The organism is Streptomyces sp. x-80 (assembly GCF_046549095.1).
Taxonomy (GTDB): domain Bacteria; phylum Actinomycetota; class Actinomycetes; order Streptomycetales; family Streptomycetaceae; genus Streptomyces; species Streptomyces celluloflavus.
The window spans coordinates 203,400-217,829 of sequence record NZ_JAJPWM010000002.1 but is presented as its reverse complement, the minus strand read 5'-3'; the positions used below and the strand labels follow the sequence as shown (position 1 = coordinate 217,829).

The 14,430-nt window shown below is 73.3% G+C and carries 11 protein-coding genes; 6 read left to right on the top strand and 5 right to left on the bottom strand.

Annotated features, from left to right (window positions below; all coding sequences use genetic code 11):
• Positions 1-97: 97 nt before the first annotated feature.
• Positions 98-928, bottom strand: a complete 831-nt coding sequence (locus tag ACLJWH_RS03600; RefSeq protein ID WP_411140418.1) for a MerR family transcriptional regulator — start codon at positions 926-928, stop codon at positions 98-100.
• Positions 929-1,138: 210 nt separating this feature from the next.
• Here ACLJWH_RS03600 and ACLJWH_RS03595 point away from each other — a divergent pair, with 210 nt between their 5' ends.
• The 4 genes from ACLJWH_RS03595 to ACLJWH_RS03580 all read left to right on the top strand — a co-directional run bounded on the left by ACLJWH_RS03595 (position 1,139) and on the right by ACLJWH_RS03580 (position 5,128).
• Entirely contained in the window at positions 1,139-2,764 is a 1,626-nt protein-coding gene (locus ACLJWH_RS03595) for a flavin-containing monooxygenase (protein ID WP_411140065.1), read from the top strand.
• Positions 2,761-3,828 carry an alpha/beta fold hydrolase gene (locus ACLJWH_RS03590; RefSeq protein ID WP_411140064.1) on the top strand — a complete coding sequence of 356 codons (1,068 nt, stop codon included), beginning with the start codon at positions 2,761-2,763 and terminating at the stop codon, positions 3,826-3,828. Before ACLJWH_RS03595 ends, ACLJWH_RS03590 begins: the two co-directional genes overlap by 4 nt.
• On the top strand, positions 3,825-4,706 hold the full coding sequence (locus tag ACLJWH_RS03585) for an SDR family oxidoreductase (protein WP_411140063.1): 882 nt from the start codon (positions 3,825-3,827) through the stop codon (positions 4,704-4,706). The genes ACLJWH_RS03590 and ACLJWH_RS03585 overlap by 4 nt, the downstream gene beginning before the upstream one ends.
• Positions 4,707-4,954: 248 nt before the next feature.
• On the top strand, positions 4,955-5,128 hold the full coding sequence (locus ACLJWH_RS03580; RefSeq protein ID WP_411140062.1) for a hypothetical protein: 174 nt from the start codon (positions 4,955-4,957) through the stop codon (positions 5,126-5,128).
• Between the two features lie 173 nt (positions 5,129-5,301).
• Here ACLJWH_RS03580 and ACLJWH_RS03575 read toward each other — a convergent pair whose 3' ends face one another.
• Positions 5,302-8,835, bottom strand: coding sequence for a S41 family peptidase (locus ACLJWH_RS03575; protein WP_411140417.1), 3,534 nt, complete (start codon positions 8,833-8,835; stop codon positions 5,302-5,304).
• A gap of 359 nt (positions 8,836-9,194) precedes the next feature.
• Here ACLJWH_RS03575 and ACLJWH_RS03570 point away from each other — a divergent pair, with 359 nt between their 5' ends.
• The gene (locus ACLJWH_RS03570; protein WP_411140061.1) at positions 9,195-9,767 is read left to right on the top strand and encodes a TetR/AcrR family transcriptional regulator; all 573 of its coding nucleotides are present in this window, start codon (positions 9,195-9,197) and stop codon (positions 9,765-9,767) included.
• Between the two features lie 244 nt (positions 9,768-10,011).
• Here ACLJWH_RS03570 and ACLJWH_RS03565 read toward each other — a convergent pair whose 3' ends face one another.
• Positions 10,012-10,236 (bottom strand): hypothetical protein, encoded by a 225-nt coding sequence (locus ACLJWH_RS03565; RefSeq protein ID WP_411140060.1) that lies wholly within the window; start codon positions 10,234-10,236, stop codon positions 10,012-10,014.
• Between the two features lie 279 nt (positions 10,237-10,515).
• Between ACLJWH_RS03565 and ACLJWH_RS03560 the strand changes: the two genes are divergently transcribed.
• Entirely contained in the window at positions 10,516-11,796 is a 1,281-nt protein-coding gene (locus ACLJWH_RS03560; protein ID WP_411140059.1) for a chloride channel protein, read from the top strand.
• Between the two features lie 57 nt (positions 11,797-11,853).
• On the opposite strand, the gene ACLJWH_RS03555 is transcribed toward ACLJWH_RS03560, so the two are convergent.
• Positions 11,854-12,264, bottom strand: coding sequence for a hypothetical protein (locus tag ACLJWH_RS03555; protein ID WP_411140058.1), 411 nt, complete (start codon positions 12,262-12,264; stop codon positions 11,854-11,856).
• Complete coding sequence (locus ACLJWH_RS03550) at positions 12,224-14,230, bottom strand: hypothetical protein (protein WP_411140057.1); 2,007 nt, start codon at positions 14,228-14,230, stop codon at positions 12,224-12,226. The genes ACLJWH_RS03555 and ACLJWH_RS03550 overlap by 41 nt, the downstream gene beginning before the upstream one ends.
• Positions 14,231-14,430 lie beyond the last annotated feature (200 nt).

The window sequence follows — 14,430 nt, the reverse complement described above, 5'->3', positions numbered from 1 at the left end:
GGGCCGGTCTTCCGATCCGGGCCGGTCTTCGGATCGGAGGGTACGGAGAGGGATCCCCGGGCGCTCTCGACCCGCTTGTCGCAGGGGCGGGCGCGGCCTACGCGCGGCTGTCCGGGGCCGCGTCCCGGCCCAGGCCGGCGTCCGGGGCCGGGTCCGGGTTCAGGCCCGCGTCCGGACCCGGACCTGGACCGGGTTCCGGGTCCGCAGTGGAGCGCGTGCCCAGCCAGTCGTCGATTTCCGCGCGTACGCGGCGGTCCATGGCCATCGAGAGTTCCGCCTCGACGACCCCCTTGGCGAGGGGGCGGAGGTTCTCGATGGTTTCGGTGATGCGGTCGACCGCGTCGGCGCAGGCGGGCGCGTCGGTGGCGGTGCGCTGGGGGACGTCGGGCAGGACGTGGGTGCGGATGAGGGTGGTGAAGATGTCGGCGAGGGCGTCGGCGTGGGTGCGGACCGCGCGGCCCGCCTCCAGCACGGCGGCGAGCGGGACGCCCTGGGCGATGAGGTCGGTGGAGGCGTCCAGCAGACGGCGGCTGATGTGGACGAACTCGTTGCCGTCGACGCCGAGATAGCCGATGTCCAGGGAGACGGCGAGGTTCTCGGGGGTGATCTCGTCGCGGAAGTGGTCGGCGAGTTCCTCGGGGGTCAGGCGGACCGGGGTCTCCTCCGACCAGGGCGGGACGATCGCGCTGTCCAGGCCGAGCAGTTCGCCGACGTCCCGGCCGCTCTCGAAGGCGGCGAGGAGTTCGGCGATGCCGCCGAGGGTGTGACCGCGCTCCAGGAGGCCGGCGATGGTGCGCAGCCGGGCGAGATGGTGCTCGTTGTACCAGGCGATCCGGCCCTCGCGGCGCGGTGCGGCGATGAGTTTGCGCTCGCGGTAGAAGCGCAGCGTACGGACCGTGATGCCGGCTTCCGCGGCCAGTTCGGCCATCCGGAACTCACGCTTTCCGGGTTCCTCGTTCGCGTACTCGTTCGCTGCCACCCGCTCACCCTATGCCGGGGGCATGGGGCCGGACCGGGAGGCGGGACGGGTGGGTAACTTCCCGGCGCACGCCCCCTACCGCTCGGTACGGAGCTGCCCTACGCTCCCACCGTGCCAGTGATTGCTGGCGCGGTTGGGGCGAGTCCGGGAGGCAGCGGCATGACCGAGCGCGAGCGCGAGCATGTGCGGGTGGCGGTGATCGGATCGGGGTTCGGCGGCCTGGGAGCGGCCGTACGCCTGCGCCGCCAGGGCATCACCGACTTCGTGGTCCTGGAGCGGGCCGGTTCGGTGGGCGGCACCTGGCGGGACAACGACTATCCGGGGTGCGCGTGCGATGTGCCCTCGCATCTGTACTCGTTCTCCTTCGCGCCCAACCCGGACTGGCCGCGCAACTTCTCCGGGCAGCCGCACATCCGCGCGTACCTGGAGCGGGTCACCGACACCTTCGGGCTCCGCCCGCATCTGCGCTTCCACGCCGAGGTGCGCGGCCTGCGGTGGTGCAACGACGCACTGCACTGGGAGATCGACACCGCGCGCGGTCCGCTGACCGCGGAGGTGGTGGTCTCCGCGACCGGGCCGCTGTCCGACCCCAAGATCCCCGACGTGCCGGGCCTGGACACCTTCCCCGGCAAGGTCTTCCACTCCGCGCGCTGGGACCACGACTTCGACCTGCGCGGCAAGCGGGTCGCGATGATAGGCACCGGCGCCTCGGCGATACAGATCGTGCCGGCCATCCAGCCGGAGGTGGGCCGGCTCACCCTCTTCCAGCGCACCCCCGCCTGGGTGCTGCCGCGCGCCGACCGGGAGATCAGCGCGGCCGAGCGCTGGCTGCACACCCATGTCCCGGCCACCCGCGCCGCGCGCCGCGGTCTGCTGTGGGGCATCCGGGAACTCCAGGTCAGCGCCTTCACCAAGCGCCCCGACGAGCTGGGCCTGGTCGAGTTCGTCGCCAAGAGCCATCTGAAGAAGGCCGTCAAGGACCCGGGGCTGCGCGCCCGGCTCACCCCCGACTACCGCATCGGCTGCAAGCGCATCCTGCTCTCCAACACCTACTATCCGGCGTTCGTCCAGCCCAATGTGGACGTGGTCGCGGCGGGGCTGGCCGAGGTGCGGGGGAATGTGCTGATCGGCTCCGACGGGAGCGAGACCGAGGCCGACGCCATCGTCTTCGGCACCGGCTTCCGGGTCACGGACCTGCCGATCGCGCACCGCGTCACCGGCGCCCACGGCACGACGCTGGCCGAGGAGTGGCGGGACGGGATGGAGTCGCTGCGTGGCGCCACCGCGGCCGGATTCCCCAACTTCCTCACCATCATCGGCCCCAACACCGGCCTCGGTAACAGCTCGATGATCCTGATGATCGAGTCCCAGCTGAACTACCTGGCCGACTTCATGCGCCAACTCGACGTCCTCGGCGGCCGGATGGCGCTCAGCGCCCGCCCGTCCGCCGTACAGCAGTGGACCCGCCGCATACAGCGGCGGATGGCGCGCACGGTGTGGACCACCGGCGGCTGCGACAGCTGGTACCTGGACTCCCACGGCCGCAACACCACCGCCTGGCCGGGGACGACCTCGGAGTTCCGGAAGGTGACCCGGCAGGTCGATCTCGCCGAGTACGAGGTGCTGCGGGTCCCGGCCGCCCGGACCGGCGGGGGGACGCCCGAGCGGACTACCGGCGGAACCGCGGACGGGAGCGCCGACGTGAACGTGGACGGGCCCGGAGGCGGGCCTGCTGAGGGGTCCGCGGGGAAGGCTGCGGGCCAGAGCGAGGAGGTGGCCGTATGAGCCGGTTGACGCATAGGGCAGGCGGGGCGTACGCGCCGCCGGTGCCGCGCGAGAAGCTGATGGTGACCTCCGCCGACGGGGCCCGGCTGTATGCCGAGATCCACGGGCCCCAGGGCGCCCCCGCCGTCGTCCTGTCGCACGGCTGGACCTGCTCCACCGCCTTCTGGGCGCCGGTCGTGCGCGACCTCGCCGCCGACCACCGGGTGGTCCTCTACGACCAGCGCGGCCACGGCCGCACCCCGGCCGTACGCCCCGGCGGCTACGGCACCGGCGCGCTCGCCGACGACCTGATCGCCGTCCTGGAGGCGACGCTGGGGCCCGGTGAACGCGCCGTCCTGGGCGGCCACTCCATGGGCGGGATGACACTGATGGCCGCCGCCGGCCGGCCGCAGCTGCGCGCGCGGGCCGCCGCCGCGCTGCTGTGCAGCACCGGCAGCGCCGGTCTGGCCACCGAATCGCGGGTGATCCCGCTGCGCAGTCCCGGCCTCCGCCGCCGGGTGCACCGGGGGATGCTCGGCTCGCGGGTCCCGCTCGGACCGGTCACCCCGTTCGGCAAGCGGATCCTGCGGTACGTCACGATGGGCGCCGGTGCCACCGCCGAGCAGCTCGAAGCCTGCGCGCGGATCGTGCACGCCTGCCCGCCCGTCGTCCGGTCCCGCTGGGGCAAGGTGCTGTACCGTCTCGAACTGACCGGCGGTGCCGCCCGGTTGGACGTGCCGACCGTCGTCGTCGCGGGTACCGCCGACCGGCTCACCCCCCTCGTGCACGCCCGCCGGCTGGCCTCCGTACTCCCCGACTGCCGCGGGCTGACCGAGCTGCCCGGCCTGGGGCATATGACGCCGCTGGAGGATCCGGGCGCGGTCGCCGGCCGCCTGCGCGCACTCGTCCAGGAACATCTGGCCCCCCGCGCCGGGCAGGCGGCCGCCGGGGACGGGGTGCCGTCCCCGCAGGGTGAGCGGACACCCCAGCAGAAGCAGCAGAAGCAGTCAGCGCAGTCACAGCAGTCGGAGCCGTCCGAGCAGCAGGAGCGGCAGGAGCGGCAGAAGAAGGAGAAGGCGGCATGAGCGGACACCGGAGCCTGGACGGGCAGGTCGTGGTCGTCACCGGCGCGGCCCGCGGGGTCGGCGCACTGCTGGCCCGCAAGCTGTCGGCGCGCGGGGCCACACTGGCGCTGGTCGGCCTGGAGCCGGCCGAACTGGCCGCCGTCGCGGCCTCGTTGCACGGCCCGGCGCACCACTGGCACGCCGATGTCACCGACCACGAGGCGATGGCGCGGGTCGCGGACGAGGTCAAGGACCGCTTCGGGAAGACCGATGTGGTGGTCGCCAACGCCGGAGTGGCGACCGGCGGCCCCTTCGTCGACTCCGACCCGGTCGCCTGGCGGCGGGTCATCGAGGTCAATCTCATCGGCGGCGCGGTCACCGGCCGCGCCTTCCTGCCCGCACTGATGGCGTCCCGCGGGTACTTCCTCCAGATCGCCTCGCTGGCCGCGATCACCCCGGCCCCGATGATGACCGCGTACTGCGCGTCCAAGTCCGGCGTCGAGGCGTTCGCGCACAGCCTGCGAGCCGAGGTCGGCCACAAGGGCGTACGGGTCGGCGTCGGCTATCTGAGCTGGACCGACACCGATATGGTGCGCGGCGCCGACCAGGAGGACGTCATGCGTGAACTGCGCGCGCGGCTGCCCTGGCCGTCCAACAAGACCTATCCGCTGGGCCCGGCCGTCGACCGGATCGCGGCGGGCATCGAGCGCCGTTCCGCGCATGTCTACGGGCAGTGGTGGCTGCGCGGGATGCAGTCGCTCCGCGGCGGTCTGCCGGCCGTCATCGGGACGGTGGGCCGGCGCGAGATGCGGCGGTTCGGTGACCGCGCCGACGGGCTGCGCGTCGGGCTGGTCGGCGCGGGCGGGGCGGCGGACGAGAAGGCGCGGGCGGCGCGGTAGCCCGGCCCCCGGCAGGCGGGGCGCCGGGCAGGCGGACGGGGCGGCGTGTCCCTCCGCCGCCCGCCCCCGCCCCACCCCCGTCGCGCCCCTGTCCGCCCCCGCCACACGCCGTCCGGACCTCGTATCGTCACGGAGCGTGCCGGTCCGTGATCGAAGTGCGACGGACGTCTGTTCGTGTCAGGCTGGTCGAGGCTCGATCCCCCGCATTCTTGAGCGGGATCTCCCCCCACCCACGAGGAGTGATCAGCATGGGCATCTCCGACCAGTTCAAGGACAAGGCCGACAAGCTCAAGAGCGAGGCGCAGAAGAAGCGGGACGACGCCAAGAAGGGCGGCCGGGACGCGTCCAAGGACCGTGGCGGGCAGGACCGCGACAAGGGTCAGGAGACTTTGGACGATGCCCAGGACCACCCCCAGGACTGACACATGGCGAGGCATGTCCTGAACCTCACGCGCTCACAGTGCGCGGCGCGTGAGCGAGGGGCGCATCCGGTGATCCGGGTGCGCCCCTCAGTATGTGCGGGCCCTGCCCGTGACTCCTGCGTACGGGCCCGTGCGGAGCGCCCCCGCGTACGGGCCGGGGGTGCCGGTGCGGCTCAGGCGCCGCGCGGCGGGAGGGGCGGCCGGTGGCGGTCGGGGACGTCCGAGAGGTCCGGCGGCGTCGCGGCCGGATGGCGTTCCAGCAGGTCGAGGGCGGTGCGGACGGCGACGCCGAGCTGGGGGTGGCGCCCCTCGGCCCAGTGCAGCGGGGAGCGCAGCGCCTCGATGTCGGCCTCGACGCCGTGGTTCTCCACGCCCCAGCCGTAGAGCCTGAACCAGGCGGCGTTCATCGGCACGGTGATCGTGGTGCCGTCCCCGAGCCGGTGCCGGCCGGTCATCCCGACCACCCCGCCCCAGGTGCGCATGCCGACCACCGGGCCGATGCCCTGGAGCTTGAAGGCCGCGGTGATCATGTCGCCGTCGGAGGACGTCATCTCGTCGGCGACCGCGACGACCGGGCCGCGCGGCGCGTTGCTCGCGTACGACACCGGCTGGGCGTCGCGGGTCAGGTCCCAGCCCAGGATCGTCCGGGTCAGCTTCTCGATCACCAGCTCGGAGATGTTGCCGCCCGCGTTGCCCCGTACGTCCACGATCAGCGCGGGCCGGGAGACCTCCATCCGCAGATCGCGGTTGAACTGGGCCCAGCCGGAGCCGCCCATGTCCGGGATGTGCAGATAGCCGCATCGGCCGCCGCTCAACTCCCGGACGACCGCCCGGCGTTTGGCCACCCAGTCCTGGTAACGCAGCGGCCGTTCGTCGATCAGCGGGACCACCGCGACCCGGCGGGCCGGGGGGCCGCCGTCGGCCGGTGCGAAGGTCAGTTCCACGGTGGTGCCGCCCGCCGCGGCCAGCAGCGGGTACGGTCCGGCCACCGGATCGACCCGGCGGCCGTCCACATGGGTGAGCGCGGCGCCCTCGCGGATGCCCGTACCGGCCAGCGGTGAGCGCGCCCGGGAGTCCGAGGAGTCGCCGGGCAGGATCCGCCGCACCACCCAACGGCCCTCCCGGCAGACGAAGTTGGCGCCGAGCAGGCCCATCGCGCGCTGGTAGTGCGGCGGGCCCTCGTTGCGCCGGGCGCCGGTGACGTAGGCGTGCGAGGTGCCGAGTTCGCCCAGGACCTCGCGCAGCAGATCGGCGAACTCGTCGGGGGAGGCGATCCGGTCGAGCAGCGGGCGGTACTGCGCCAGCACCGCGTCCCAGTCGATACCGCACATCCCCGGCTCCCAGAAGTACGCCCGGACGATCCGGCCCGCCTCGTCGTACGCCTGGTGCCACTCCGCCTCGGGGTGCACGTCGTGCAGGATGCGCCGCAGGTCCAGGTAGACCGTCGAATCGCTGTCCGGCGGCTCGGTCGCCGGTACCGCGCGCAGTTCGCCCTCGTCGTTGACGACCAGCCGGGTGCCGTCGCCGCTCGGCGCGAACCCGTCGAGGGAGCTGGTGAGTTCGGTGCGCCGGGCCTTGGTCAGATCGAAGTGTTCGAGGGTCGGCTTTCCCGAGGTGTTGTCGGGGTTGGCGAACGTCTCGCCCAGCGCACCGGAGATCGGCCAGCGCAGCCAGACCAGACCGCCGCCGCTGACCGGGCACAGGGAGGAGTACTTGGACGCCGCGACGGGGAACGGGGTGACCCGGTCGGGCAGCCCCTCCACCTCGACCAGCACCGGACCCTCACCGACCGGCGGGTTCTCCGCCGGGTCCAGCCCGCCCGCCGCGGGCCGCCCCTCCGGCGACAGTGCGAAGGGGGAGGGCGTCGCGGAGGACAGCGGTACGAGATACGGGCGGCAGCCCAGCGGGAAGGACAGGTCGCCGGTGTGCACGTCGTAGACCGGGTCGAAACCGCGCCAGGACAGGAACGCCAGATAGCGGCCGTCCCGGGTGAAGACCGGCTGCTCGTCCTCGAAGCGGCCGTTGGTGACATCGACAATGGTGCGGTCCGCCAGCCGGGCCATCTTGATCTCCCGCAGCGAGCGGCCGATGCCGGGGTGCGACCAGGTCAGCCAGTGCGAGTCGGGGGAGAAGGCGAGGTCGCGGACCGGGCCGTTGACGGACCGGATCAGCTCGGTGACCTGACCGTCGGCCGGGTCGGCGGCGGTCCCCTCGGTCCTGGGTCCGTCCGCTGCGGCGGCGCGCGCCGTGGCCGCGTCCGCCATCGCCGCGTCCGTCATGACCTCATGGGCCGCCGGCTCCTCCGCTGTCAGCTCCTCCGCTGCCAGTTCGGCCGCCGCCAGTTCCGCCACGGTGGGCGCGTCCTCCGGGCGGGTCACGTCCACCAGCAGCAGCCGGCCGTCGTGCGACGCCACCGCGAGCCGTTCGCCGTCCGGTGAGGAGACCATCTCGTGGACCCGGCCCAGCTGCCCGGCCGCCAGCCGGCGCGGTTCGCCCGCGCTGCTGGCCCGGGGCAGATCGGCGATCTCGATCGTGTCGTCGCCCTCGGCGTCGGTGATGTACGCGATCCGGCCGGTGGAGCCGAGCATCTCGGGCAGCCGGACCCGGACCCCGGGGATGTCGTGGATCGTACGGGCCGGGCCGTCGCGGTGGGTGAGCCAGTACAGGCTGCCGCGTACGCCCACCGCGCTGGCCCGGCCGGTGGCGTCCACCGCGAGCGAGGTGACGTGCGAGGCCGCCGGGACCTGGTAGGTACGGCGGCCGGCCCGCGGGCCGCCCAGGCGCACCGCCAGCTTGCGCGGCCGGGCGTGCGCGCCCAGGTCCTCGACCAGCCAGAGGTCACCGGCGCACTGGTAGACGATGCGGGAGCCGTCGGTCGAGGCGTGCCGGGCGTAGAAGTCGGCGTGATCGGTGTGCCGCCGTAGATCCGTGCTGTCCGGCAGACAGGAGTAGACATTGCCGACGCCCTCGTGGTCGGAGAGGAACGCGATCCGGCCGCCGACGAACATAACCGAGTCGAGATGCCCGTACAGATCCGGCAGCAGCCGGGTGCCGTGCAGCCACATCCGGCCCATCGCACCGCCCCGGTAACGCTTCCAGGCGGCGGGTTCGTGCGGCGGTTTGCCGGAGAGCAGCAGGGTGCGGTGTTCGCCCGGGTGACCGGACGCGGGGCCGTGGCCCGCCGCGAGGGTGTCCTCGTCGACGGTGCCCATGTCGAAGGTGCCGCCCTCGAAGTCGGCGACGGCGATATCGGCGACCGGGCCCCAGGGCAGCCGGCGGCCGGGGCTGCCGTCAGTCGGCAGGCTGTGGGCCCAGGAGTAATAGGAGAACGGCTGGCCGTGCGAGGAGACGGCGAGGATCTGCGCGGTGCCGTCCTCGCCGGGCGGCGTCCAGCCGCAGACCCGGGCGTCCGAGCTGCCCCAGTAGGTCAGCCGCCGGGCCGGTCCGCCGTCGACCGGCGTGAGATGGACCTCCGGGTCCAGGCTGCGCCAGGTGGTGAAGGCGATCTGCCGGCCGTCGGGGGAGAAGCGGGGGTGGCTGACGCGGGTACGGTCCACGGTCAGCCGCCAGGCGCGGCCGGGCTCCTCGCCGGCGGGGGCGATCGGGGCCACCCAGAGGTCGTCCTCGGCCGCGAAGCAGAGGCTGTCGCCGTGCAGATGCGGAAAACGCAGATAGGCGGCGGGCGGCGGGCCCGGCGGGGCCGGCATTCTGCGCAGCCGCCCACCGTGTGCGGTGGGATGCGGCTCCGGGTGCTGCCCGACGGTCTCGCGTGCGTCGCTCACACCCCCCATCGTTTCGGGACGGGCACCCCGCGGCAACTCGGCCTCGTGACACAGGTCACGCACCGGGTGACGCACACCACGCACCGCAGCCCTATCGAAACGTTGTCGTTTCGCTGAGGGCAGGAGTACGTTCATGGGGTTCGCGGGATTCGTATGGTTCGCGGCGGTACGAAACCGTTTCGTCCGCTGCCAGCTCCGTCGCTCCCGTCATCCCCGTCGTTCGTCGCCGCGCCGGGCCGCCTCGCGCGGCGCCGCCCCCGTGGTCCCTCCAGGAGGTATGCGTCATGGGTCGCAGCCGGCTGACGCCCGAGCGGGCGGCCGAGCTCTACGGCGCCGTACTCGACCTGCTGCGCGAGGTCGGCTACGACGCGCTGACCATGGACGCCGTCGCGGCCCGTACGCACGCCAGCAAGGCCACCCTCTACCGCCAGTGGCAGGGCAAACCGGAACTGGTCGCCACCGCGCTGCGGCAGACCAAACCGGTCATCACCCAGGACATCGACACCGGCAGCGTGCGCGGCGACTTCGCCGAGTGGGTGCGGCGCGCCGACGACCGCCAGCTGGCCCGGGACTCCGCCCTGATGCGGGGGCTCGGCCAGGCCGTGCACCGCAACCCCGATCTGCACCAGGCGCTCCGCGAGGTGCTCTTCGACCCCGAGGTGACCGGGCTGAAGGCGATGCTGCGCCGCGGTATCGACCGCGGTGAGATCGCCGCGGACTGCCCCGCGCTGGAGTTCGCCCCGCACCTGCTGACCGGCGCGTTCCTCGCCCGGCAGCTCATCGAGGGCCGCAGCGCCGACGCCGCGTTCCTCTCCGCCTATGTGGACGCCGTGGTCTTCCCCGCCCTCGGCGTCTGACCCCGACGCCCCCACCCGCCCCCGCCACCCCTCCCCTCCTTCTCTTCCTTTCTCTCTCCGCCACATCTCTCTACCGAGGCCGTCGGCCGACCGCTGACGACCCTCCAGACCTCCGGGCCCGCCGAGCGAGCGGAGCGGCGCCCCGGAGCCGGCGCCCGCCCGTGGGGACGGAGCGGCGCGCGAAAAGGGCCCGGCGACGGCCTCCGTGGGAACGGGGGCCGACGCCGGGCCCCGTCGCGCATGCTCAGCAGCGTGGGCGGTGTCGCGTGCCGTCCGGCGCCCGCGCCGAACGTCCGCGTATCCGTGCGGCCAGGTAGCCCTGCCGCAGGGTCAGCAGCGCCCACAGGCCGCCGACCGCCGCGAGCCAGCGGACGTGCAGCAGCGCGGCGCCGGTGAACAGAGCGACGGTGACCACAAGGTCCACGGCGGTCACCGAGGCATCCCGTACCCACTGCGCATTCCGGTCCATCGCCGCGCCCTCACGTCCGGTACCCCTCCGGTACAACGACGGCCGGGCCGATCCGGTGGGCGCATAGCGCCAGGTGCAGGCGGATGGCGGTACGGGCTCCCCGGACCGCCCCCGGTGCCCGGATCGCGCGGTGGCGCGACACGCGAGCCGGGCGCCGCCGCGGGCAGCCGGGCCGGGAGACGATGCCCGGCGAGGACCGAGTGGCGGCCGACTTCCCGGGAGAGGCGAGCGATGGGCGGTGGACGGAGCGGTGACCGCGGAAGGGGCACGGCCGGGGCGGTGGGGCAGCCGAACCTGCTCGCGCCGGCGGATGTTCCCGCGCTGTCCCCGCGGTTCTGGGCGCTGGTGGTGGCCACGGGGGTGCTGGCGGGGCTCGCGGGCGCCGCCCTGATGGCGCTGCTGTACGCGTCGGCCCACCTCACGTACTCCTACCGGTCGGGGAGTTTCCTGGCCGCGGTCGAGCAGGCCGGTGCGGTTCGCCGGGTGGTGGCCCTGGCCGCCGCCGGGGCGGTGGCCGGGATCGGCTGGTGGCTGCTGCGGTGGTGGACGGGGCCCGGCGGTTCGGAAGTGAGCACGGCGTTGTGGCGGGACGAGGGACGGCTGCCGCTGCGGCGGAGTCTGGGCACCGCGGTGTTGTCCGTGGTGATCGTGGGCATGGGCGCGTCGCTGGGGCGGGAGGCGGCGCCACGGCTGGCCGGCGCGGCGCTTGCCTCCCGGCTGTGCGACTGGGCCCGTATCGACACCGCGCACCGCAGACTGCTGGCCGCCTGCGGTGCCGGTGCCGGGATGGCCTGTGTCTACAACGTCCCGCTGGGCGGGGCGCTGCTGACCCTGGAGGTGATGCTCGGCGTCCTGTCGCTGCGGCTGGCCCTGCCCGCCCTGGCCACGTCCTGTATCGCCACCGCGGTCTCCTGGACCGTGCTGCCCACCGGGCCCACCTACCGGCTGCCCGAAGTGGCCCTGTCCGCTTCGCTGACCGGGTTCGCCGTACTGCTCGGCCCGCTCGCCGGGCTGGTCTCGGTCGGCTGGGTGCGGATGATCCGGATCGCGCACGCACACCGGCCGACGGGGTGGCGGCTGGTGGCCGCGCCCGTGCTGGTGTTCACCGCGGTCGGCGCGCTGGCCGTCCCGTATCCGCAGCTGCTCGGCAACGGCAAGGACATCGTCCAGCTCACCCTCGGCGCACAGCTCGCCGCCCCCGCACTGGTGGCCCTGCTCTTCCTCAAACCGATCGCCACCGCCGGCAGCCTGGGCAGCGGGGCCAGCGGCGGGCTCTTCACGCCCACCCTCGCCGTCGGTGCCCTGCTCGGCTCCCTCGCCGGGCAGGGCTGGACACACGCCTGGCCGGGACCGGCCGCCGGTTTCGCGGTCATCGGCGCCACCGCCGTCCTCGCCGCCGCCATGCAGGCGCCCGTCGCCGCCATCGTCCTGATGCTGGAACTCACCCGCACCGTCGACGCCCTGATGGTCCCGCTGCTCTTCGCGGTCACCGGAGCCATGCTCGTCTCCCGCAGACTCGACACCCCGTCCATCTACTCCGTACGCCTCCCCGCCCAGTGACCCCGGGCGCACGGATCCCCGTAGGGTGCGGGGACCGGGGAGACCTGTCCCGCCGGTTCAGTCCCTGTCCTGGAACCTCGTGTACAGATCGCGGTCGCGCCAGGAGTCGGAGAACGCGTCGAGCATCGCTTCGTGGAGCCGAAGGTGGCTGACGTTTCTCCCGGGGGCGGAGATCCGGCTTGCGATCGCTGCTTCCACCGCGGGCCACCGCAGGTCGTGCATGGTGAACGAGATCAATTCGACGACGCCTTCCCGCATCGAATCGAGCAGGGAAATGAGTTCCGTCTCGAATTGCGGCCGCAGGCCGGGATTCCGTTGCAGCAGCGCGAGCGCACGCTCCAGGTCCCGTTCCAGTGCCTCGACTCCGCAGGAATTCTCGGCGGCATCCAGGACATCTTGAATGATGCCCCGAAAACGTGTGACAGGATCAGCAGCCGGGCTTTCCCCATGCGGCGTTGTACTTCCCATCGGCGTGCAGCCCATTTCTGTTGAATGCGTCGACGGCGGCCTTCTGTGCGCGGGCTCCGTAGGGCCGGTAGTGCCCGGACTTGTTGTCGAGAGACACCACCGCGCCGCCCTTGGTCTTGAACTGGCCTGCGGCCAGCACCGGGTTGCCCCGGGCGAGGCTCACATGCCCGACCGTCGACTTGCCGATGACGAGGTCGCCGTTCTCCAGCACCACGTACAGGTAGTTCCCGGACCGGGCCAGTGCGATGTCGGGTGGAATCGGTTTGAACCAGTCGGGTTTGTCCTCCGGAACCAGGTTCGAGAAGGAGCCCGGGTCGTCATCGTTGTCGAGGACGAGGGCTGACGCACTGCGCGCCAGCGCATAGTACGCGTGGAATCCACCGACCGAGAGGCGGGCGCCGGAGGGCGTGCTCGGAGACTTCGCACAGCCCGTGTTGTCGCGTTCCCTCTTCACCTTCTCCACGAGCTTCTTGACCTCGGTCGTCGCCAGTGCGCGTGCCGTTATCAGCCAGCTGGCGTCGTACGGAATGCGGTACTGGACCGGGCGACCGCCGTTCGCCCGGGAGCGGGCCTGGGCATCGGCCTTCTTCTGGGCATCGATCGAGGTGAAGACCGGCCCGGCGCCCGGATCGGAGCACGACAGGTTGCCGGAGACGCTGGTGCCGGTGACGGCGAAGGAGCCCGGCGGGCTGGTGCACCGGCCGGCGGGCCTGCCGTCGATCCGGAAGGAGGCGGTCATCACGGCGGTGACGCTGCCGCCCGTCAGGCGGCTCTTCGCACCGGTGGTGATCTGACCGGCGACGCCGCTGCTGGCGGTGCACCCGCCCGAGCTGCACTGCACGGTTCCGGAGCCGCTGAGGGCGAGGGATATACCGCTGTCGGTGGCGTTGCCGAGTTCCCCGGTCTGCTTCTCCAGGGTGCTGAACATCGGCTCGACGGCACCGCCGGTGACCGGGGTCAGGTCCATGCCCTGGGAATCGCTGCCCAGGAGGGGGCCTGCGGCCACCGCGGGGACCGCTGACGGGTCCTCGCGGGAACTCCGCGCCGCCGCCGGCCTCATCTGCGCCGAGAACGGCTGCGCCGAGAACGGCTGGGCCGATCCGGCGGAGGGGCCGGCTGACCGGGACGGCCCGGCGGGCTCCAGGCGCAGCACGCGATAGGGCTTCTTCCCGGTGATGAGCAGACGGCCCGCCGGGGTGTCCGCCGCGAGGGCCGGGGTGCCGTTCACCGTGAGGGGGTGCTGGGCCGATGCGCCGGGCGCCGGTACGTCGGACGCCTCGTCCAGGGCCTCGGACAGCTGCATCGCCAGCACTGCCGGGGACGGCCTGCGCCCGACCGCCTCCGCCGCCGGCCCGGAGCCGCCCTCGTCCCCGGCGGCCCAGGTGCCCGAACCGCTCTCCCCGGGCCTGGCCGGCCGGCGGGTGAACGTCTTGCCTCCCACGTGCAGGATCTCGCGGTCGAGCGTCCCGCCGTAGCCCGTGGTGCCGTAGCGGCTGCCGGCGGCGGTGACGGTGATGTCCTGCTTCGTGCGGCCGGCGGCAGCGGAGTCCTGGTAGCGCAGACCGGGGGCCGTGGCCAGCTCGGCCAGGGCCTGCTGGAACGGCTCCAGGTTCCGCTTCGCCACCGGCCCGTCCGGGCCGGAGCCGCTGTTCCAGACCAGCAGCCCGGCCACCAGCGCCAGGACGAGCGCTCCGGCCCCGCCGAAGAGGAGGAAGCGCCCGCGCCGCCCCGAGGGCAGCGGCCGCCCCGCCCCGCCGCCGGCCGGCGGTGCCGGGGGAGGGGGACCGTACGGGAAGCCGTTCGAGGGTGCGTACCGGGGCTGTGGTGGCGGCCCGAAGTCACTCGGCGGCGGGCCGAACGCACCCGGAGGCGGGCCGAACGGGCTGCCCTCCGGCGGTTCTTGCGGGCCCCCTGGCGGCGGTCCTTGTGGTGGCCACTGGCCGTCCGGGCGCGCCGGCTCCGTCATGAAATCCCCCGTACCTCGTCGATATCGCCGCAGCGACGTGATCGCGCCACCCGCGCGACTCGCCGCCCCAACCACTTGGCCAGGAACGGCTGTTCACGGCAACCGGTTCCGAGGCCCAGGGAAACAGTCTGTATCCGCCACCCAATGACGCACAGCGGGTTTCCGGACATCCGGAGGGGCGGCGCCGGGTATCGCGGATG